A 19,267-nucleotide genomic window follows, 5' to 3' on the forward strand; every position below is an offset into this window, starting at 1 on the left:
TCCAGTCAGGGGGCTTCGATCAACCGCCCGGTAAGGTCGGTTCAGGAGGTGGGACGTCTTGGTGGAGACGAGGGACCGGATCTTCACGGTGCCGAACGCGCTGAGTCTCGCCCGTCTTCTGGGAGTTCCGCTCTTCTTCTGGCTGGTCCTCGCCGAGAACGACGGATGGGCCATCGGCCTGCTCGTCCTGGCGGGGCTGTCGGACTGGGCGGACGGCAAACTCGCCAGGGCCCTCAACCAGACCAGCCGGCTCGGCACCCTGCTCGACCCCGCCGCCGACCGGCTCTACATCCTCGCCACGCTCGTCGGCCTCACCGTCCGGGGGATCATCCCCTGGTGGCTGGTCGCGGGCCTCGCCGCACGCGAGGTCTACATGGGCCTGGTCCTCGTCGTCGTCAAACGGCACGGCTGGACCGGCCTGCCGGTGCACCTCGTCGGCAAGGCCGCGACCATGTGCCTCCTCTACTCCTTCCCCCTGCTCCTGTGGGGGGACCACGACGGCGCCGCGGCGACCGCCGCGCGCGTCGTCGGATGGGCGTGGGCCCTCTGGGGCACCGCGCTCTACTGGTGGGCCGCCGTCCTTTACACCCAACAGGCACGACAACTCATCCGAGCGCTGCCCCCCCGAGCGGGCGCCGAGAACGAGGGAGTCGCACCAGCCCCATGAAGGCCGTCGTGATGGCCGGAGGCGAGGGGACGCGACTGCGTCCCATGACCGCCAACCAGCCCAAGCCTCTGCTCCCCGTCATCAACCGACCGATCATGGAGCACGTGCTGCGGCTCCTGAAACGGCACGGCTTCACCGAGACCGTCGTCACCGTCCAGTTCCTCGCCGCGCTGATCCGCAACTACTTCGGCGACGGCGAAGAACTCGGCATGAGCCTCCAGTACGCCACCGAAGAGATCCCGCTGGGCACCGCGGGCAGCGTCAAGAACGCCGAGGACGCGCTCAAGGACGACCGCTTCCTGGTCATCTCCGGCGACGCGCTCACCGACATCGACCTCACCGACATGGTGCGGTTCCACAAGGAGAACGGCGCCCTGGTGACCATCGGGCTCAAGCGGGTGCCCAACCCGCTGGAGTTCGGCATCATCATCGTCGACGACGAGGGCCGCATCCAGCGCTTCCTGGAGAAGCCGACCTGGGGCCAGGTGTTCTCCGACACCGTCAACACCGGCATCTACGTCATGGAGCCCGAGGTCCTGGAGCGCGTCGCCCCCGGCGAGAGCGTCGACTGGTCCTCCGACGTCTTCCCCCGGCTCCTCGCCGAAGGCGCCCCCCTGTTCGGCTACGTCGCCGACTGCTACTGGGAGGACGTCGGCACCCACGAGAGCTACCTCAAGGCCCAGGCCGACATGCTTTCCGGCAAGGTCGACGTGGAGATGGACGGGTTCGAGGTCTCCCCGGGCGTCTGGGTGGCCGAAGGCGCCGAGGTCGATCCCGGGGCCGTCCTCAAGGGCCCGCTCTACATCGGCGACTACGCCAAGGTCGAGGCCGGGACGGAACTGCGCGAGTACACCGTGCTCGGCAGCAACGTCGTGGTCAAGGAGGGCGCCTTCCTGCACAGGGCCGTCGTCCACGACAACGTCTTCGTCGGCCCGTCCACGAACCTCCGCGGCTGCGTCATCGGCAAGAACACCGACATCATGGCCGGAGCGCGGGTCGAGGAGAACGGGATCGTCGGCGACGAGTGCGTCATCGAGGCCGAGGCGTACCTGGCCCACGGCGTCAAGGTCTACCCGTTCAAGACCATCGAGGCGGGGGCCGTGGTGAACACCTCGGTCATCTGGGAGTCGCGCGGCCAGCGCAACCTGTTCGGCCCGCGCGGCGTCTCCGGGCTGATCAACGTCGAGATCACCCCCGAACTCGCCGTCCGGCTGACCAGCGCCTACGCCACGAGCCTCAAGAAGGGCGCCACCGTCATCACCGCGCGCGACGCCTCCCGCGCCGCGCGCACGCTCAAACGCGCCGTCATCGCCGCGCTGACGGCCGGCGCGATCAACGTCGAGGACCTCGAGGCGTGCGCGCTGCCCGTGGCCCGCTTCGAGACCGCCCGGGAGGACTGCGCGGGCGGCATCGTGATCAGGACCACCCTGGGCGACCCGGAGAGCGTGGACATCCTGTTCCTGGACGAGACGGGCGCCGACCTCTCCCAGGGCGCCCAGCGCAAGCTGGAGCGGGTCTTCGGCCGCCAGGAGTTCCGCCGCGCCTTCCCCGGGGAGATCGCGGAGCTCAGCTACCCCACCCGCACCGTCGAGGGCTACAGCCGCGACCTCGTCCGCCAGATGGACATGTCCGGCATCGACGAGGCGGGGCTCAAGATCGTCGTCGACTGCGCGGGCGGCGTCACCGCGAACGTCCTGCCGATCCTGCTCACCAAGGTCGGCGTCGACGTCCTCACCCTCAACAACCGCCTCGACGAGCTGAACCCGACCGAGACCCCGGCCACCCGGGAGAAGGCGCTCGCCGCGATGGGCGCGATCGTCTCGTCCTCGGGCGCGGCCTTCGGCGTCAGGTTCGACCCGGTGGGGGAGCGGATCAGCCTGGTCGACGAGAAGGGCGACCCGATCTCCGACGACCGGGCCCTGCTCGTCCTGCTCGACCTCGTGGCGGCCGAGCGGCGCTCCGGCACGGTCGCGCTGCCCGTGACCACCACGCGGGTCGCCGAACGCGTCTGCGCGGCGCACGGCGTCCGGGTGCGGTGGACCACCACCCACCAGGACGTGCTGACCAAGGCGGCGGCCGATCCCGAGGTGATCTTCGCCGGCGACGGCCGCGGCGGGTTCGTCTTCCCCGAGTTCAGCCACACCGTGGACGGCGTCGCCGCGTTCGTCAGGCTCACCGGCCTGGTCGCGCGGACCCGCATGACGCTCTCCCAGATCGACGAGCGGATCCCCGACGCGCACCTGCTGCGCGCCTCGGTGCCCACCCCGTGGGCGGCCAAGGGCAGCGTCATGCGGCACGTGGTCGAGGCCGCGGGGGACCGGACCGTCGACACCACCGACGGCGTCCGGGTGGTGGAGGCGGACGGGCGGTGGGCGCTGGTCCTGCCCGATCCCGCCGAAGCCGTCACGCACCTGTGGGCCGAAGGCCCCGACGACGCGGCCGCCCGCACCCTCCTGGAGGAGTGGGTGGCGGTCGTAGAGGCCGCCGGAAGCTGAAAATCCCGCCCCCGGGACCGGTAATTCGATCACCGGGGGCTCCGCGACCGCCGTCCGCGCGGTACGGTCTTCCTGACAGGCTTTCCGGAGGGCCCCACCGCGCGGCGGCGTAGACCGCCGATCATGGCGGAGGGTAGCGTTCGCCGGTAAGTGTTCTTTGTGGGGCGTGGTCCAGGGGGACCCGCCGAGGGTAGGAGGCCGAGCCGATCGATGCCGAGCGTCTACTGCACCCAGTGCGGTCACGCCAATCCCGATGGCGCCCGCTTCTGCTCCAACTGCGGCACCCCTCTGGTGCGCAGCGTGCACCCGGCTCCGGAGACCCCCGGTGAGTCGACCTCGACGATCTCGATCAGCGGGCTGACCGACGGACTGGAGATCCCCGAGGCACCCTCCACCGAGGAGGGCGGCTCCGACCAGCTCAACGTCGACGCCCTGCCGTTCGGCACCGCACTGCTCGTGGTGCGGCGCGGCCCCAACGCCGGCAGCCGCTTCCTGCTCGACAAGGAGCGCACCTCCGCGGGCCGGCACCCCGAGAGCGACATCTTCCTCGACGACGTGACGGTCTCGCGCCGGCACGCCGAGTTCACCCGCCACGGCGGCGGCTTCTCCGTCCGCGACGTGGGCAGCCTCAACGGCACCTACGTGAACCGCGAGCGGATCGACAGCGTGGCGCTGAACGGCGGGGACGAGGTGCAGATCGGCAAGTTCCGGCTCGTTTTCCTCACCAACCCACAGCACGGGTGAGCAGCAGCGCCGCCCGGGCGTACATGACGATCGGGGACGTCTTGGCGCGCCTACAGGGCGAGTTCCCGGACGTCACCCCGTCGAAGATCCGGTTCCTTGAGGCCGAGGGCCTGATCGAGCCGGACCGCACCCCGGCGGGCTACCGCAAGTTCAGCCACGCCGATGTGGAGCGCCTGCGGTTCATCCTGGCGGCCCAGCGCGACAGCTATCTGCCGCTGCGGGTGATCAAGGAGCAGCTGGAGTCCAGGCCGCCGCGCACGCTGGTGGCGGCCGACTCCCAGCCGTCGGCGGAGGTCGCGCTGACCCGCCGCCAGCTCCTGGACGCCACGGGGATCGACGAGTCGCTCCTGGAGGAGCTGGAGGCCTACGGGCTGGTCCGGCGGAACGCGGGGGGCTTCGGCTCCGAGGCGCTGACGGTGGCCCGCACCGCGGGCCTGCTCGCCCCGTTCGGCCTCGAGGCCCGGCATCTGCGGGTGATCAAGGCGGCCGCCGAGCGGGAGCTCGACCTCGTCGAGCAGATGATCGCCCCCCTGCTGAAACGGCGCGCCCCCGGCGCGCACGAGGAGGCCGGGCGGACCGCCGACGAGCTGTCGGAGCTCGTGCTGGCGCTGCACACCGCGCTCGTGACGGCCGGGCTGCGCGACAGCCTCGGCCGATGACCCCGGACGTGCTCCTGTGGGCCCGGCAGCGGGGGGTCCGAGGGCCCGGTCGTGCCGGGGCGCCCCGGCCGGCGGGGCCGGTTCCGCGGAGTCGGTTCCGGAAGGTGTAGTTTGTGACATAGGACCGCCTGACGCAGGGAGCCGCCGTGAAGCAGATGGAGGTCGTCGGCGTAAGGGTCGAAGTGCCCACCAACCAGCCGATCGTGCTGCTCAAGGAGGTCGGCGGGGACCGGTATCTGCCCATCTGGATCGGGGCTGTGGAGGCCACCGCCATCGCCGTCGCGCAGTCGGAGAACCAGCCGCCGCCGAGGCCCCTCACCCACGATCTGTTCAAGAACGTGATCGAGGCGCTGGGCGTCGCGCTGACGACGGTGAACATCACCGCGCTGCGGGACGGGATCTTCTTCGCCGACCTGGTGTTCTCCAACGGCACGGAGGTCAGCGCGCGTCCGTCGGACTCGATCGCGCTCGCGCTGCGCACCGGATCGGCGATCTTCGCCAGCGAGGACGTACTGGAGTCGGCGGGCGTGTCCATGCCCGACGAACAAGAGGACGAGGTGGAGAAGTTCCGGGAGTTCCTGGACAACATCTCCCCCGAGGACTTCGAGAAGGGCGGCGCTTAGGCGCCGTGGAAGTCCCGTGACCTTTCACCGGTCCTGACAGGTGTCATGGCCGTTTCCCACACCCGCGCCCGCGGGTAGGGGAAGAGAGGGAGCGGATACCAAGTCGTTTGTGCACGTGAAGGCGATACATCCGCCTTGCGACGCGCCGACGGCGAACGTTGACCATGCCCTGACCGGCACCTACCGTGCTGGTGGAGCACCCGTGGTGAATTTCCGGCAAACCCCCTTGCCGGGATGACCGCAGGATGACAGAAGCCGGAGGTCCGCGTGGCGGTGAGCAGCGGCGAGGACAAGGTGGACCGCGAACGTCGGCTCGCCTCCCGGGCGGCCGGGGAGCAGGGCCTGCTGTTCGATGGAGGCGTCCGTATGCCGTCCCGGCTCTCCGACGAGGTGGGGTTCCGCGGGCCGGCGGCGTGCGCGGCGGCGGGGATCACCTACCGGCAACTCGACTACTGGGCGCGCACCAAGCTGGTCGAGCCCAGCGTGCGGCCCGCGCACGGCTCCGGCAGCCAGCGGCTGTACGGCTTCCGCGACATCCTCGTGCTCAAGGTCGTCAAGCGGCTTCTGGACACCGGGGTCTCGCTCCAGCAGATCCGCTCCGCGGTCAGCCACCTGCGCGACCGGGGCGTGGAGCATCTCGCCCAGATCACCCTGATGAGCGACGGCGTCAGCGTCTACGAGTGCACCAGCCCGGACGAGGTCGTGGATCTGCTCCAGGGCGGCCAGGGGGTCTTCGGCATAGCGCTCGGCCGGGTCTGGCAGGAGGTCGAGGGCAGCCTCGCCGCGCTGCCCGCCGAGAGCGCCGCGCCCGGCTCCGCGGCCGACGAGCTGTCCCGCCGCAGGGAGCGCAAGACGGGCTGAGCCCACCCCTCCGGCGCTAGAGCGAGTCCGTGCGCTGGAGGTGGTGGAAGGCGGCCCAGCCGGGCAGCACCGGCAGCCAGAACGTCAGCAGCCGGTACAGCAGCACCGCCGAGGTCGCGGTCTCCACCGGCAGGCCCGCGACCGTCAGGCCGAAGATCAGCGCGGTCTCCACCGCGCCGAGGCCGCCGGGGGTCGGCGCGGCCGAGCCGATGGCGTTGCCGGTGAGGAACACCACCGCGACGGCGGTCCAGGCGAGCGAGCCGCCGAACGCGCGGATCGAGGCGTCCAGGCAGACCACGAAAGCGACGGTGAGCAGCAGGGTGCCGCCCAGGCCGGTGGCGACCTTGCGGGGATCCTGGAGAACGTCCACGAGCCGCGGGACGACCCCGGAGAACATCAGCCGCAGCCGCTTCGTCACCATCCTGCGCACGGGCCCCACGGCCGCCAGGAGGCCCGCGACCGCCGCGACGGCCAGCAGCACCAGCATGACCGTCTTGGACGGCGCGAACTCGGCGTCAGGGCGGCTGGAGCCGGTCAGGAAGCCCATCACCAGCAGCAGCAGGATGTGGATGACCAGTCCGGTGAGCTGGGAGGCGCCGACGCTGGCCACGGCGGGGCCCGGCCGCACCCCCATCTTCTGGAGGTAGCGGGTGTTGATCGCGATGCCGCTCACCGCGGCGGGCGCGACGAGCTTGACGAACGAGGCGGCGAACTGGACGGCCACGCTCCGCCACAGCGGCAGCCGCTCCGGCACGAACCCCATGACCATCAGCGCCGCGGCCACGAACGACACGCCCGAGGCCACCAGCGCCAGGGCCGCCCAGCGCCAGTCTGCCGTCGCGGCGAGATGCCCGAGGTCCTGCCCGCTCAGCTGCGACGCCAGGACGTAGGCGGCGATGGTGGCGCCGACGATGCTGAAGATCGTGCGCGGCCGGAACCGCTCGAGCCGGACCTCCTCGACCTCGATCTCGGGGTAGGACCGCAGGATCTCCTCGCGCAGCGCGCCCAGCAGCTTGCCATCGCGGCGCAGCGCCGCGCGGGTCTCCCGGGACAGCGCCACCTTCTGGAGCAGCGGCACCAGCCCGCCGAGCGACTGGGCGCCCAGCATCTCCGAGGCGGTACGCACCGCGCGCTCGGCGCCCACCCGCAGGCCGAGGGTGGTGAGCAGCTGCGCCTGGTCGATCCGCACCAGCAGCTCGCCCGCGGCGATCTCGCCGCCGCCGAGCGCCACGAGCCACGGCCGCCCCTCGCAGACGAGGACCGCCGAGCCGTCCAGGCCGCGGTGGGCGATGCGCTGGCGGTGCAGGAGGTTCAGCTGGCGCCAGATGCCCATCAGGAGCTCGTCGGTGACCTCCTCGTCGGGGAGGTCGGACAGCGCGACGCCGTCCACGTGCGTGTAGGCCAGCAGGGCGGCTTCGGTGCCGACCTCGGAGGTCGCCACGAGCCGGGGCGTGCGGACGCCCGCCGCGGTGGCCGCGTAGGACAGCAGCGACTCCTGCTCCAGCGAGCGGCGCAGCGAGCGCAGGGTGCGGCGCGGCTGGTTGGCCCGCAGCCGCAGGCCCCGCCAGGCCCGGTAGAGCAGGCCCGACGTCTGCTGGTCGCGGTCCAGCACGACCACGTCGAGGTCGCGGGTGCGGGCGCGGACCAGGTAGCTGCGCCGGTCGAGCGTCCCGTCGTCGATCCGGGTGGCCTTGACCGGGCGCAGGCCGAGCCGGTCCAGCGCGGCGAGGACCGCGGTGCCGGGCGGGCGCGGGTTCGGCGTGCCGAGGCCGTAGAGGGTCAGGTAGCCCGTCAGCCTGCCGATCAGGTAGGTGGCGACCAGGCCCAGCGCCGTGGTGTTGCCCGCGACGAGCGAGGCGAGGCCGGCCAGCGCGATCGTGCCCCACATGACGGCCTGCCAGCGCGGCCGGCCGGCCAGCCGGATCGCCGTCACATAGGCGATGACGGGCGTCAGGTCGGCGGGGACGGGCGTCTGCCCGGTCTTGGTCCAGCCGAGCGCGTTGGTGATGATCGCGGGCGCGGCGTGCTCGATCCACGCGTCCAGCGCGACCACCGCGCCGAGCGCCGCGATCGCCGCGGCGAGGCCGACCACGATCCGCATCCCGTCGCGGCGGATCACCCGGTCGGCGGCGAACACCAGCGGGACCGCCAGCACGCCGAAGCCCGCGGTCAGGCTGGCGAGGCTCAGAAGGAAGTGCGGCGCCTGCTCGGTGCCCCGGGTGACGTCGCTCTCCAGACCCGTCGTGGTCTGGGTGGCGAACGAGGGGAGGAGCAGAAGCAGACCGATGCCTATGAGGCAGGCGAGGGCCCTGATGAGATCGCCCTGATTGCGGATCCGCGACGGAAACGGCGGCTCATCGACCTCGGCGCCTTCGGGAAGGTCGAGCGGAGGCTCCAGGGCAGTCGCGCCCTGCGTTTTCACCACGTCGTCACCGTCCTCCCGTTTCCCCGCACCGCCCAAGGTTAGTAGCCCTCCGTCCAGCAGTGATCAGACCTCCGGATGAGTTCGCCGCCCGCGTGCGCGGTACCCCGTGCGCCCGGCCCCCGCCGGTCGGCGATGATCTCCCGCGCCGGGGCCGCCGACGCCGGTGAGATCGTGCACAAGGTACACTGGCCGGGCTGTCGACCCCTGGCGGGAGAGACTTCGCGCAAGCCGGCGCGGAGCGCCGAAGGAGCAACGTCCCCGGAACCTCTCAGGCAAACGGACCGTTCGGGTGAGGCGCCTCTGGAAAGCGGGCATGTGCCCCACCGAAGGTGAAAACCATGCGTCCTGCGCGTGGCGAAGCTCTCAGGTTCCATGACAGAGGGGGAGCGCGGGTCTCAACGACCCCTCCGCACCTCTGTACCGCGCCTTGGAGGCCCCGGGATGACCGCCCAGACGAACTTCTCCGACCGCCACATCGGTCCTTCGCCCGCCGATCGGCAGAAGATGCTGGCCGCCGTCGGTTTCGCCGATCTCGGCGCGCTCGCCGACGCGGCGGTCCCCGCCTCGATCCGGACCGCCCGGCCGCTCGACCTGCCCGCGCCGCTGAGCGAGACCGAGGCGCTGGCGAAGCTGCGCAAGATCGCCTCGCGCAACCGCGTCCTCACCTCCTACATCGGCCTCGGCTACCACGGGACGATCACCCCGGGCGTCATCCTGCGCAACGTCCTGGAGAACCCGGGCTGGTACACCGCCTACACCCCGTACCAGCCGGAGATCTCCCAAGGGCGCCTCGAGGCCCTGCTGAACTTCCAGACCGTCGTGTCCGACCTGACCGGCGTCGACGTCGCCAACGCGTCGATGCTGGACGAGGGCACCGCGGCGGCCGAGGCGCTGGCCCTGGCGCTCCGCGCGACCCGGCGCAAGGAGCCGGGCGCGTTCGTGGTCGACGCCGACGCGCTGCCCCAGACCGTCGAGGTCATCCGGGCCAGGGCGCTGCCGCTCGGCATCCCCGTCGTCGTCGCCGACCTGTCCGAGGCGCTGCCCGAGGGCGAGATCTTCGGCGTGCTCGCCCAGTACCCCGGCGCGTCCGGCGCGGTCCGCGACCTCGCGCCGCTGGCCGACGCCGTGCACGGGCGCGGAGCCCAGTTCGTCGTCGCGGCCGACCTGCTCGCGCTGACCCTGCTGAAGTCGCCGGGCTCGTGCGGCGCCGACATCGTCGTCGGGTCCGCGCAGCGCTTCGGCGTCCCGTTCGGCTTCGGCGGCCCGCACGCCGGATACATGGCGGTCCGCGAGGAGCTCCAGCGGCAGCTGCCCGGCCGGCTCGTCGGCGTGTCGGTCGACTCCGGCGGCCGCGCCGCCTACCGGCTCGCGCTCCAGACCCGTGAGCAGCACATCCGGCGAGAGAAGGCGACCTCCAACATCTGCACCGCGCAGGTGCTGCTCGCCGTCATGGCCTCGATGTACGCGGTCTACCACGGCCCCGAGGGCCTGACCGCGATCGCCCGCCGCGTCCACCACCGGGCCGCGACCTTCGCCGCGTCGATCGCCGCCCAGGACGTCGAAGGCTTCGAGGTCGTCGGCGAGGACTACTTCGACACGCTCACCATCCGGGTGCCCTCTCCGGCCGAGACCACCGTGGCCGCCGCGCGCCGGGCGGGCTACAACATCCGCCAGGTCGACGCGCACACGATCGCCGTCGCCTTCGACGAGACCACCACCGAGGACGACCTCCAGAACCTCCTCGAGGCGATCGAGCAGCGGAGCTTCCGCCGCGCGGTCGCGCTGGTCGAGCCGTCCGGGCGGACCCTCGCCGAGGGCCTGCTGCGCGACGACGCGTTCCTCACCCACCCCGTCTTCCACGCCCACCGGTCGGAGACGGCGATGCTGCGCTACCTGCGCCGCCTCCAGGACAAGGACATCGCCCTCGACCGGTCGATGATCCCGCTCGGCTCCTGCACGATGAAGCTGAACGCGACCACGGAGATGGAGCCCATCACCTGGCCGGAGTTCGCGAACCTCCACCCGTTCGCGCCGATCGAGCAGGCCGCCGGGTACGTCGAGCTGATCACCGAGCTGGAGGGCTGGCTCGCGGAGATCACCGGCTACGCGAAGGTGTCGGTCCAGCCGAACGCGGGATCGCAGGGCGAGCTCGCCGGGCTGCTCGCGGTGCGGGCCTACCACGCCTCGCGCGGCGAGGGCCACCGCGACGTGTGCCTGATCCCGTCGTCGGCGCACGGCACCAACGCGGCGAGCGCGGTCATGGCCGGGATGCGCGTGGTCGTCGTCAAGTGCGACGACGCGGGCAACGTCGACCTCGACGACCTGCGCGGCAAGCTCGACAAGCACGCCGAGAACCTTTCAGTGATCATGGTGACCTACCCGTCGACGCACGGCGTCTACGAGGAGGGCATCACCGAGATCTGCGCGGCGGTGCACGCCGCGGGCGGCCAGGTGTACGTGGACGGCGCCAACCTCAACGCGCTGGTCGGGCTCGCCCGTCCCGGCGAGTTCGGCGCGGACGTCTCGCACCTCAACCTGCACAAGACCTTCTGCATCCCGCACGGCGGCGGCGGCCCGGGCATCGGCCCGGTCGCGGTCGGCGCGCACCTCGCGCCGTTCCTGCCCAGCCACCCGCTGCGGCCGGAGGCCGGCCCGGAGACCGGCGTCGGCCCGATCTCGGCGGCCCCGTGGGGCTCGGCGGGCATCCTGCCGATCCCGTGGACCTACATCGCGATGATGGGCCCCGAGGGCCTGCGTCGGGCCACCGAGGTCGCCGTGCTCGCCGCCAACTACGTGGCGCGCCGCCTGTCCCCGCACTTCCCGATCCTCTACACCGGCCAGGGCGGCCTCGTCGCGCACGAGTGCATCGCCGACCTGCGCAAGATCACCAAGGAGACGGGCGTCACCGCCGAGGACGTCGCCAAGCGGCTCATCGACTACGGCTTCCACGCCCCGACCCTGTCGTTCCCGGTCGCCGGGACGCTGATGATCGAGCCGACCGAGTCCGAGGACCTCGCCGAGCTCGACCGCTTCTGCGACGCGCTGATCGCGATCCGCGCCGAGATCGACAAGGTCGGCACGGGCGAGTGGGACACGGCGGACAACCCGCTCCGCAACGCCCCCCACACCGCGGAGACCCTCCTCGTGGACGAGTGGAAGCACTCCTACACCCGCGAAGAGGCCGCCTACCCCCTCCCCTCCCTGCGCGCCCACAAGTACTGGTCCCCCGTCGGCCGCATCGACCAGGCCTACGGCGACCGCAACCTCGTCTGCTCCTGCCCGCCCCCCGAAGCCTTCGAGGACTGACGACCCGGCCGCCCCCGCCCTTCCAAGGCGGGGGACTTCCCCACGAGCCGGCCACCGGTCGGGTGAGGGGCGCCCCGGCGCCTGCCCCGTGGCCCCCAGGGCCGAAGGGGCGGGCGGCGGGATCTCAAGCGCCCGAACCGGCCGATGCCGTGTCTCGGTAGCCGCCTAGGGCGGACGGGGTGAGGGGCGGCCGTGAACGCGGGATCGGCCAATCAATTCGGGTGATCTTTCCTTATCCGGTCGTGTCCCGCCCCGCGGGATCGGCCGGATCGGTAGGGTCTGGCTTGCGTCCCCGGCCGTGAGGAGCCCCGGATTGACCCTGGCGCAGGCACATCGCATGGCCGAGACCGGTGATCTGACCGGTGCGGCGACCCTGTTCACCGAGGCGCTGGCCGACTCCCCGGCGCCGGCCGACCGGGCGCAGGCCGCGCTCGGCCTGGCCGTGGTCCTGGACGACCTGGGCGACACCGAGGGCGCCCGGCGCGCCGACTGGACCGCGATCGAGACCGGCGATCCCGAGTACGCGCCGCGCGCCGCCTACCACCTGGCCCTCTCGCACGAGCGGGCGGGCGAGCCGGGAGGCGCCGCCGAGGCCTGGCGGATCGTCGTCTCCTCCGAGCACCCGGCCTATCTGCCTGCCGCCTGCCTGGCCCTGGCCCAGCTCGCCGACGACACGGGCGACACCGAGGCCGCGATCTCCTGGTGGGAGCGGGTCATCGAGACCGGCGACGCCGAGTACGCGCCGGTCGCCGCGCACGACCTCGCCCAGCGTCTCCTCGAGGACGGCCGAGCCTCCCGCGCCCAGCGCATCCTCGCCGACGCGCTCCGGGCCGTCGACCCCGGCGGCTACGCCTACGCCCGCCTGGCCGTCCTGATCGGTCTCACCCACCTCGACCAGGCCATCGGCGCCTTCACCGCCGCCGTCGAGTCCACCGACGCCCCCGACGTGGCCCCCCTGGGCATCGAACTCCTGGCCCGCACCCTCTCCCTCCGAGGCCGCGACACCGAAGCCGACTCCGTCTGGCGCGCCGGCCTGGCCACCCCCCACCTCCACGACCAGATAACCGCCCGTCTCCACCGCGACACCTGACCCGCCGCCTCGGCCCGCCACCCGGGCGGGCATCGCCCCTCCGGACGGCCGTATCGCGGGGCGGCCCCGCGCCGCCCGCGGCACGATCGAGCTTCTGGAAATCGCCGGTGACGATGGGCCGCGCCGGACCATTTCCCGGCGACGGGGGAGCGCGGTCCTGCGGGTTCGGCCGTCGGGGAGCGGCCGGCGTGGCGGGGAGGGGCGGGGTGATCATGGGAGGATGGCGTGATGCGGATCGAGACCGTGGCGGGGACTGCTGAGATCTTGCTGGAAGGTCCGGCGGAGCCGGGGCTCGTGGTGGTGGTGACGCACGGGTCCAACGGGACCGTGGACGCGCCGGATCTCGCGGCGGTGCGGGAGGTGGCGCTGGGGCTGGGTGCCGGGGTGGCGCGGGTGACGCAGCCGTTCCGGCTGGCGGGGCGGCGGGCGCCGGGCAACGCGGCCAAGCAGGACGCGGCCTGGCTGGAGGCGGTGGCCGTGGTGCGGGCGAAGTGGCCTGAGGCGCCGCTGGTTCAGTGCGGGAGGAGCAACGGGGCGCGGGTGGCCTGCCGGACCGCCGTTGAAGCCGGGGCGGTGGGGGTGCTCGCGCTGGCGTTTCCGCTGCATCCGCCGGGCAAGCCGGAGAAGAGCCGGGCCGCGGAGCTGCGGGAGGCGAAGGTGCCGGTCGTGGTCGTCAACGGCGACCGCGACCCGTTCGGGGTGCCGGACCCCGCTGACGCGGCCGAGGTCGTCGTCCTGGCGGGGGAGCGGCACGATCTGCACAAGGACCCCGCCCGGGTAGGAGCGGCGGCCGAACCATGGCTCCGGCGCTGGCGGAGCTGAGGCCGACCGCTGGCGGGGCCGGAAGGCGGCGCTTCGAGGGACGTTTCCCCCGAAGCCCGGTGATCACCCGATAGGACTAGTCCCCGCGCTTCAGGCCGCGGTGGGGGCGTGCAGGTCGGTGGGCCGGTGCGGCGCCACGATCCCCCCGTCAGGCAGCAGCTCACCGGTGTCGTCGAACAGCACAACGCCGTTGCACAGCAGGCTCCACCCCTGCTCGGGGTGGCTGGCCAAGGTCCGCGCGGCGTCGCGGGTCGGTCCGTCGGAAGAAGGACAGGACGGCTGGTGCGGGCACATCGGCGTGCCTCCGGTTCTCACTCTCGAATGGGCGTGTGTGATCTGTCACGTTGGACGCGTACCAGTCTGCAACGGTTCGCGTTCGCCGGGACATAGCCCGATGGGACTGTTGTGGCATCGACATCTGAGCCGCCGCGCCCGCGCGGCGGCGTCCGCTGATCGACGTGGACCGATCCTTCCCGCGGCTATCCCGGAGGAAACGGGCGGCTGCCCGTCCTGGACAGAAGATCATGTCCTCTTGGCAAGGACGGGGAACGGGCGCCGCGCCGGCGTCACAGCAGCGCGGTGAGCATCCCCGAGAGCAGGACCTCGAGGCTCTCCTCGAACTGCCGGTCCCAGTCGACGGGCTCGGGCGTCGCCAGCTCCCGGCCGCGCACCTCGAGGGCGGCGTGGCCGATGAGGAAGGCCAGGAGGGTCCGGGCCGCGCTGTGCGCGGCGGACTCCAGGAAGCCGGCCAGCCGCAGCACCTCGGCGATCGAGCGGGCCGTCGTCGCCAGGGCGGCGGGGTTGCGCCGGGTCACCAGCAGCGGCAGGACGCCCGCGTGGTCGACGAGCAGGGCGCGGTAGGCCTCGGCCCAGGACCTGATCCGGTCGCGCCAGTCGTCGGCGCCGAGCGGCCGGGTGTCGGCGTGCAGGACGCCGACGTGGGTGACCAGGCCGTCGAGGAGCTCCTCCTTGCCGCGCGGCAGATGGTGGTAGATCGCCATCGCCTCGACCTCCAGGGCGTCGCCGAGGCGGCGCATCGTGAGGCGGCCGAGGCCCTGGCCGTCGACGATGTGCAGGGCTGCCTCGATGATCCGGTCGCGGGTCAGCGGCTCACGCGGGCTCAACGGCGCTCCTTGAAGGGGTCGGGGCTAGGGTGATCACGAAGGAACCTTACTGCGTAAAGGGGCCGGGCGGGGCGCGCGGCGCGGAAAATCCCGCCGGGCGGATGTGCCCGGCGTCACGCGGCGGCGTAGGCTGCCGCGAGTACCTGCGGAAAGGAAAGACCCATGGTCTTCGGACGTCGCATCAGCCCTGACGACGCGGCACTGTACGCCGCCGACAAGCAGCTCGCCGGGGAGCACGCAGGCCGTGTCGCGGCCGTGGAGGAGGCGCGGGCGGCCCTCGCCGCGGGCGCCCCGGACTCCGCGGGCCGGCGCGAGCTGGCCGGGGTCCTGGAAACCGCCCTCGTGGACGCCATCGCCTCGGCGGCCGCCGCCGAGCGCGTCGCCATGGGGCCCAAGACCTACGGCACCACCCGGGCCGCCGAGATCTCCCGGCGCAAGGCCAGGGCGAAGGTGTCCGTCCGCCCCTACAGTGAGGAGCTGGACCGGCTGCGGACGGCCCGCGAGACGCACAAGCTCTCCTTTCGGGCCCTGGAAAGGGTCTAAAAGGAGATAGGCGGGGTTTTCCGGCACGCTGGCCGCCCAAGGTGGCACAGCGGCCGGAACTCTGAGACCCTTGCCTGCGCATTCGCGGGGGGGCACCGCGAGTCAGGGGGGAACCGGGCCGGTGGCAGGCCCGGCGGGGGAAATCGTGGGGGTTGTGAGTTGGATCGCAGGCCGCCTGACCGGCACCGCTTGCTGGAGTCCTACCGCGCCGGGGTGGCCGCCATACGGCGGTTCGCGGCCAGGTGCGAGGACTGGGAGGCGCCGACTCCGTGCTCGGAGTGGCTGGCGATCGACCTGGCCGGGCACCTGCGCTGTGTCGCGGAGAACCACCTCGAATACCTCCAGGACGCCCCGGACAGCCGGCTGGCGAAACTGTTCGCCCAGGACATCGCGACGGCCGTGCTGATCCGTCAGCAGGCCCGCCAGAACGCCGCCGAGCTCGCGGTGCTGCCGCCCGAGTCCGGGCGCGAGCGGATCATGTCGTTCACGGTGTCGGCGGACGCCTACCTGGACCTCATGGCGGACTGCTGGGAGAAGACCCATCTGATCCACCGGGGCACCAAGTACACCGTCGGCGACCACGCGGGCTCGGCCTGCGTCGAATGGCATCTGCACGCCTGGGACCTCGCCCGCGCGATCGGCGAGGACTACCGGCCCGCCGACCCGGAGCTGCTGGTCGCCGCCTGGGCGTGGGGCGTGCCGCATCTGCCGCTGAGCCGCGAGGGCGACCCGTGGATCCGGGTGCTGCGCTCCTCCGGCCGCTCCCAGGACTGGCGGCGCGACCGGCCCGTCCGGGCCCGCAGACGCCGCTGAGGCCCCGCCGGGTCGGCCCCCGCATGACGCGGTGACGCGCAGGGTAGGGGCCGGGTAGGTCCACTTCGTCCGGTCTCGGGGGAGACCGTGCTGGACCGAGGATCCCGGGGGAGATCACGATGGCCATGTGCGAGGTCTGCGGCAACGACTACGACCTGGCGTTCGAGGTGCACACGCAGGGCGCGGTGCACGTCTTCGACAGCTTCGAGTGCGCGATCAGCAAGCTCGCGCCGATCTGCGAGCACTGCAAGTGCCGGGTGATCGGCCACGGCGTCGAGGTCGACCGCCACTGGTACTGCTGCGCCCACTGCGCCCGCTCGGCCCAGGGCGCCGCCGCCCGCGAGATCCGCGACCGCGCCCCGGCCTGACCCGCGGCCGCCGGCCGGCCGCCCGGCGTCAGCGGCGGGGCGCCGGGGCCGCGCAGGCCTCGGGGTGGACGCCGGCCTCCAGGTAGACGGGATGGCCGGAAGCGGCGACTATGCCGGCGATGCGGCGGGTGATGTGCGGGGGCGTGAAGTCGCCGAGCTCGTCGGGAGAGGCCAGGACGTGGTCGGAGAGCTCGTCCGGGGGGAGTTCGATCCGGGCGATCTCTTCGGGGTCGAGGCGGCCGGCGAAGACCCAGACGTTGGTCGCGTCGGCCTCGCCTTCGGGCGGGACCCAGTCGAAGCAGACGAGGCCGTCGAGGCGCGGTCGCAGGCCCAGTTCCTCCTGGCATTCGCGCAGGCAGGCGGCCAGGGGCGACTCGCCGGCCTCGATGACGCCGCCGGGCAGCAGCCAGCCGGGGCGATAAGTCGGCTTCACCAGCAGGATGCGGCCGCCGTCGTCGGTGAGCAGGGCGGAGGCGGCCCCCCTGGTGCGCGGCAGCGTGGCGAGGTATGCGGCGTCGGCCATACCTTCGAGACTAAGCCTCCGAGCGGCGGAAGCGCGGTTTGACGGCGCGCGAACCCATCACGCCGTGGCGCGCGGCCGGTGAGCGTGTATTAACACCGGGGACATGCACGGGACCTTCTCGTGAAACCGCCGCCGCACACGATCGGGGCATGGCCGCTAGCGACCCGGGAGCCGTCGCTCCCCGCTGTCCGTGCCGCTCCGCGCGGTGCGGGCCGGCAGGCGGACCGGATGGCACCGGAGTGATCCCCCGCTCGGACGGACCCGCGGACGGCGGGCCGGATCAGAAGGGCTGGTCGGCCGCCGCGATGTGCACCGTATCGGACCGTGTGACGACACCACTCCTGCGCGTCCACCCGGGCGCACCCCTGGAACCCGTGTCCTGGGACTCGGCGCTCGCGGTGGTGGCCGCCCGGCTGCGGGTCCTGCGCGAGGCGCACGGCGACGGGACGGTCGCGGTGTTCGGCGGCTGCGGGATGACCAACGAGAAGGCGTACCAGCTCGGCAAGTTCGCCCGGGTGGCGCTGCGGACCCCGAGGCTGGCCTTCGGCGACGGCACGGGAGTGCCCGCGCGGACCGCCGCGGCGCTGACCCGGGCGTTCGGGGTGGACCGGGCGTTTCCCGGCCCGCTTCCGGACGTGGGGGAGGCCGACGCGCTGCTGCTGGTCGGCGGGGACGCCGAGGCCGCGGCGCCGCCGTTCCTGCGCCAGGTCCGGCGGATGCGTGAGGGCGGCGCCGCCCTGATCGTGGTGGATCCGCGCAGGACCGAGTCGGCCAGGGCCGCCGACCTGCACCTCCAGATCACGCCGGGGACGGAGCCGGTGCTCGCCAACGGCCTGCTGTTCCTGGCCATCGCCGACGGCCTGGCCGACGGCGGCTACATCGCGGCGCGGACGACCGGGTTCGACAGGCTGCGCACGGCCGTCGGCGGATACTGGCCGGAACGGGTCGAGCGGCTGACCGGGGTGCCGGTCGCCCGGATGCGGGAGGCGGTCCGGTTGCTCGCGGCCGGACGCCGGTCGCTGGTGCTGACCGAGCGGGACCGCGCGGCCGACACCGTCGCGGCCTATCTGAACCTGGCGCTGGCGCTGGGCCTGCCCGGCACCGCGGGGTCGGGGTTCGGTTGTGTGACGGACCCGGGCGACGGGCGGGGCCATGGCCAGAAGGCCGCCCGCCTGCCGGGGGACCGGCCGCTGGACGATCCGGCGGCGCGCGCGCACGTCGCGCGGGTGTGGGGGGTGGATCCGGCGGTGCTGCCGACCGCGCCGCCGCCCGCCGACGGGCTGCTGGGCGGCCGGGACGCGCCGCGGGCCCTCCTGGTGTTCGGTTCGGACCAGGTGGCCGCGGCGGCGCGCGCGGGCGTGGTCGAGCAGCGGCTGAACGCGCTGGATCTGCTGGTGGTGGCCGATCACGAGCTGTCGGAGACCGCGCTGCGCGCCGATGTGGTGCTGCCGGTGGCGCGGTGGGCCGAGGAGTCGGGGACGACGACGAGCCTGGAGGGCAGGGTGCTGCGCAGGCGGCGCGCGGTTCCGCCGCCGCAGGGGGTGCGCACCGATCTCGCGGTGCTGCGCGATCTCGCCGGGCGGCTCGCCGCGCCGGGGCGGTGGAGCGCGGAGCCGGAGGAGGTCTTCGGGGAGCTGGCCAGGGCGTCGGCGGGCGGTCCCGCCGACTGCGCGGGCGTCTCTTACGCGCGGCTCGACGCCGAGGACGGGGTGTGCCTGCCTTGTCCGTCGGCGGAGCATCCCGGGACGCCGCGCCCGTTCCTTGATCGTTTCGCGACCCGTGACGGGCTCGCCCGGTTCGTCGCGGTCGATCCGGTGGGTCCGGCGGAGGACGTGGACGCGCGGTACCCGCTGTACCTGACGACGGGCCGGGTGGCGGCCGGGGCTCAGGAGGAGCCGCCTTTCGTGGAGCTGCACCCGGATCTGGGTGAGCGCCTCGGCATCGGGCCGGGTGCGATGGTGCGGGTGTCGGGCCGGCGCGGCGTGGCGATCGGCCGGGCGAGGTACAGCGCCGCGCTGCGCGAGGACACCGTGGCGATGCCCGCGCCGTGGGGCGGCGAGGGTACGGCGCGGCCGCGCGCGGCCGCCGCGGCGGGGGTTCCGTGGTCGGTGGTGTGGGCGGTGCGGATCGAGCCGGTCGGGCTGCCCGATCCGGTGGCGCCCGCGATGTTCGAGGGTCCCGGAGGCGCGCCGGGGGCCTGAAAC

General features: G+C 73.0%; 17 protein-coding genes and 1 riboswitch. Of the genes, 13 read left to right on the plus strand and 4 right to left on the minus strand.

The genetic code is table 11. The features are described 5' to 3' along the window. The first annotated feature begins 61 nt into the window (after nt 1-61). The 6 genes from clsA to EDD29_RS10560 all read left to right on the plus strand — a co-directional run bounded on the left by clsA (nt 62) and on the right by EDD29_RS10560 (nt 6,049). Nucleotides 62-667: a cardiolipin synthase ClsA gene (clsA, locus tag EDD29_RS10535; RefSeq protein ID WP_123670399.1), complete on the plus strand. Its 606-nt coding sequence runs from the start codon at nt 62-64 to the stop codon at nt 665-667. Next, nucleotides 664-3,162: a mannose-1-phosphate guanyltransferase gene (locus EDD29_RS10540; RefSeq protein WP_123664215.1), complete on the plus strand. Its 2,499-nt coding sequence runs from the start codon at nt 664-666 to the stop codon at nt 3,160-3,162. The genes clsA and EDD29_RS10540 overlap by 4 nt, the downstream gene beginning before the upstream one ends. A gap of 210 nt (nt 3,163-3,372) precedes the next feature. After that, on the plus strand, nt 3,373-3,906 hold the full coding sequence (locus EDD29_RS10545) for an FHA domain-containing protein (protein WP_123664216.1): 534 nt from the start codon (nt 3,373-3,375) through the stop codon (nt 3,904-3,906). Further along, entirely contained in the window at nt 3,903-4,565 is a 663-nt protein-coding gene (gene ftsR, locus EDD29_RS10550; RefSeq protein ID WP_211359637.1) for a transcriptional regulator FtsR, read from the plus strand. Before EDD29_RS10545 ends, ftsR begins: the two co-directional genes overlap by 4 nt. A 146-nt stretch (nt 4,566-4,711) precedes the next feature. Next, nucleotides 4,712-5,188 (plus strand): bifunctional nuclease family protein, encoded by a 477-nt coding sequence (locus tag EDD29_RS10555; RefSeq protein WP_123664218.1) that lies wholly within the window; start codon nt 4,712-4,714, stop codon nt 5,186-5,188. 267 nt (nt 5,189-5,455) lie between these two features. After that, nucleotides 5,456-6,049, plus strand: a complete 594-nt coding sequence (locus EDD29_RS10560) for a MerR family transcriptional regulator (protein ID WP_211359638.1) — start codon at nt 5,456-5,458, stop codon at nt 6,047-6,049. A gap of 16 nt (nt 6,050-6,065) precedes the next feature. Here the strand turns inward: EDD29_RS10560 and EDD29_RS10565 are convergent, their stop codons facing one another. Next, on the minus strand, nt 6,066-8,474 hold the full coding sequence (locus tag EDD29_RS10565) for a lysylphosphatidylglycerol synthase transmembrane domain-containing protein (RefSeq protein ID WP_246052685.1): 2,409 nt from the start codon (nt 8,472-8,474) through the stop codon (nt 6,066-6,068). A gap of 198 nt (nt 8,475-8,672) precedes the next feature. Further along, nucleotides 8,673-8,768: riboswitch (glycine riboswitch) on the plus strand. A gap of 147 nt (nt 8,769-8,915) precedes the next feature. Between EDD29_RS10565 and gcvP the strand changes: the two genes are divergently transcribed. The 3 genes from gcvP to EDD29_RS10580 all read left to right on the plus strand — a co-directional run bounded on the left by gcvP (nt 8,916) and on the right by EDD29_RS10580 (nt 13,692). Further along, on the plus strand, nt 8,916-11,780 hold the full coding sequence (gene gcvP / locus EDD29_RS10570; protein ID WP_123664219.1) for an aminomethyl-transferring glycine dehydrogenase: 2,865 nt from the start codon (nt 8,916-8,918) through the stop codon (nt 11,778-11,780). 313 nt (nt 11,781-12,093) lie between these two features. Continuing rightward, nucleotides 12,094-12,870, plus strand: a complete 777-nt coding sequence (locus tag EDD29_RS10575) for a tetratricopeptide repeat protein (protein ID WP_246052687.1) — start codon at nt 12,094-12,096, stop codon at nt 12,868-12,870. Between the two features lie 228 nt (nt 12,871-13,098). Beyond that, nucleotides 13,099-13,692, plus strand: a complete 594-nt coding sequence (locus EDD29_RS10580) for an alpha/beta hydrolase family protein (RefSeq protein WP_123664221.1) — start codon at nt 13,099-13,101, stop codon at nt 13,690-13,692. Between the two features lie 90 nt (nt 13,693-13,782). Here the strand turns inward: EDD29_RS10580 and EDD29_RS10585 are convergent, their stop codons facing one another. Both EDD29_RS10585 and EDD29_RS10590 read right to left on the minus strand, forming a co-directional pair. After that, nucleotides 13,783-13,986, minus strand: a complete 204-nt coding sequence (locus EDD29_RS10585; protein ID WP_123664222.1) for a DUF5999 family protein — start codon at nt 13,984-13,986, stop codon at nt 13,783-13,785. 272 nt (nt 13,987-14,258) lie between these two features. Continuing rightward, a complete protein-coding gene (locus tag EDD29_RS10590; RefSeq protein ID WP_246052689.1) occupies nt 14,259-14,816 on the minus strand; it encodes a TetR/AcrR family transcriptional regulator in 558 nt (185 codons plus the stop codon). Between the two features lie 162 nt (nt 14,817-14,978). Here EDD29_RS10590 and EDD29_RS10595 point away from each other — a divergent pair, with 162 nt between their 5' ends. The 3 genes from EDD29_RS10595 to EDD29_RS10605 all read left to right on the plus strand — a co-directional run bounded on the left by EDD29_RS10595 (nt 14,979) and on the right by EDD29_RS10605 (nt 16,540). Beyond that, nucleotides 14,979-15,359: a plectin gene (locus EDD29_RS10595; RefSeq protein WP_123664223.1), complete on the plus strand. Its 381-nt coding sequence runs from the start codon at nt 14,979-14,981 to the stop codon at nt 15,357-15,359. Nucleotides 15,360-15,548: 189 nt separating this feature from the next. Then, nucleotides 15,549-16,172 (plus strand): maleylpyruvate isomerase N-terminal domain-containing protein, encoded by a 624-nt coding sequence (locus EDD29_RS10600; protein WP_246052691.1) that lies wholly within the window; start codon nt 15,549-15,551, stop codon nt 16,170-16,172. Nucleotides 16,173-16,291: 119 nt separating this feature from the next. Further along, entirely contained in the window at nt 16,292-16,540 is a 249-nt protein-coding gene (locus EDD29_RS10605; protein ID WP_123664225.1) for a hypothetical protein, read from the plus strand. Between the two features lie 28 nt (nt 16,541-16,568). On the opposite strand, the gene EDD29_RS10610 is transcribed toward EDD29_RS10605, so the two are convergent. Continuing rightward, on the minus strand, nt 16,569-17,063 hold the full coding sequence (locus EDD29_RS10610; protein WP_123664226.1) for an NUDIX domain-containing protein: 495 nt from the start codon (nt 17,061-17,063) through the stop codon (nt 16,569-16,571). Nucleotides 17,064-17,389: 326 nt separating this feature from the next. Between EDD29_RS10610 and EDD29_RS10615 the strand changes: the two genes are divergently transcribed. Continuing rightward, nucleotides 17,390-19,264: a molybdopterin oxidoreductase family protein gene (locus EDD29_RS10615; protein ID WP_246052693.1), complete on the plus strand. Its 1,875-nt coding sequence runs from the start codon at nt 17,390-17,392 to the stop codon at nt 19,262-19,264. The last annotated feature ends 3 nt before the right edge of the window (nt 19,265-19,267 follow it).

The sequence above is a fragment of the Actinocorallia herbida genome (genome assembly GCF_003751225.1).
Taxonomy (GTDB): Bacteria; Actinomycetota; Actinomycetes; order Streptosporangiales; family Streptosporangiaceae; genus Actinocorallia; species Actinocorallia herbida.

What these genes read in the sequence shown, in the direction of transcription:
- EDD29_RS10580 (WP_123664221.1), top strand. Translation starts at nt 13,099, where the DNA reads ATGCGGATCGAGACCGTGGCGGGGACTGCTGAGATCTTGCTGGAAGGT.
- EDD29_RS10540 (WP_123664215.1), top strand. Translation starts at nt 664, where the DNA reads ATGAAGGCCGTCGTGATGGCCGGAGGCGAGGGGACGCGACTGCGTCCC.
- EDD29_RS10605 (WP_123664225.1), top strand. Translation starts at nt 16,292, where the DNA reads ATGGCCATGTGCGAGGTCTGCGGCAACGACTACGACCTGGCGTTCGAG.
- EDD29_RS10610 (WP_123664226.1), bottom strand. Translation starts at nt 17,063, where the DNA reads ATGGCCGACGCCGCATACCTCGCCACGCTGCCGCGCACCAGGGGGGCC.
- gcvP (WP_123664219.1), top strand. Translation starts at nt 8,916, where the DNA reads ATGACCGCCCAGACGAACTTCTCCGACCGCCACATCGGTCCTTCGCCC.
- EDD29_RS10585 (WP_123664222.1), bottom strand. Translation starts at nt 13,986, where the DNA reads ATGTGCCCGCACCAGCCGTCCTGTCCTTCTTCCGACGGACCGACCCGC.
- EDD29_RS10595 (WP_123664223.1), top strand. Translation starts at nt 14,979, where the DNA reads ATGGTCTTCGGACGTCGCATCAGCCCTGACGACGCGGCACTGTACGCC.
- EDD29_RS10545 (WP_123664216.1), top strand. Translation starts at nt 3,373, where the DNA reads ATGCCGAGCGTCTACTGCACCCAGTGCGGTCACGCCAATCCCGATGGC.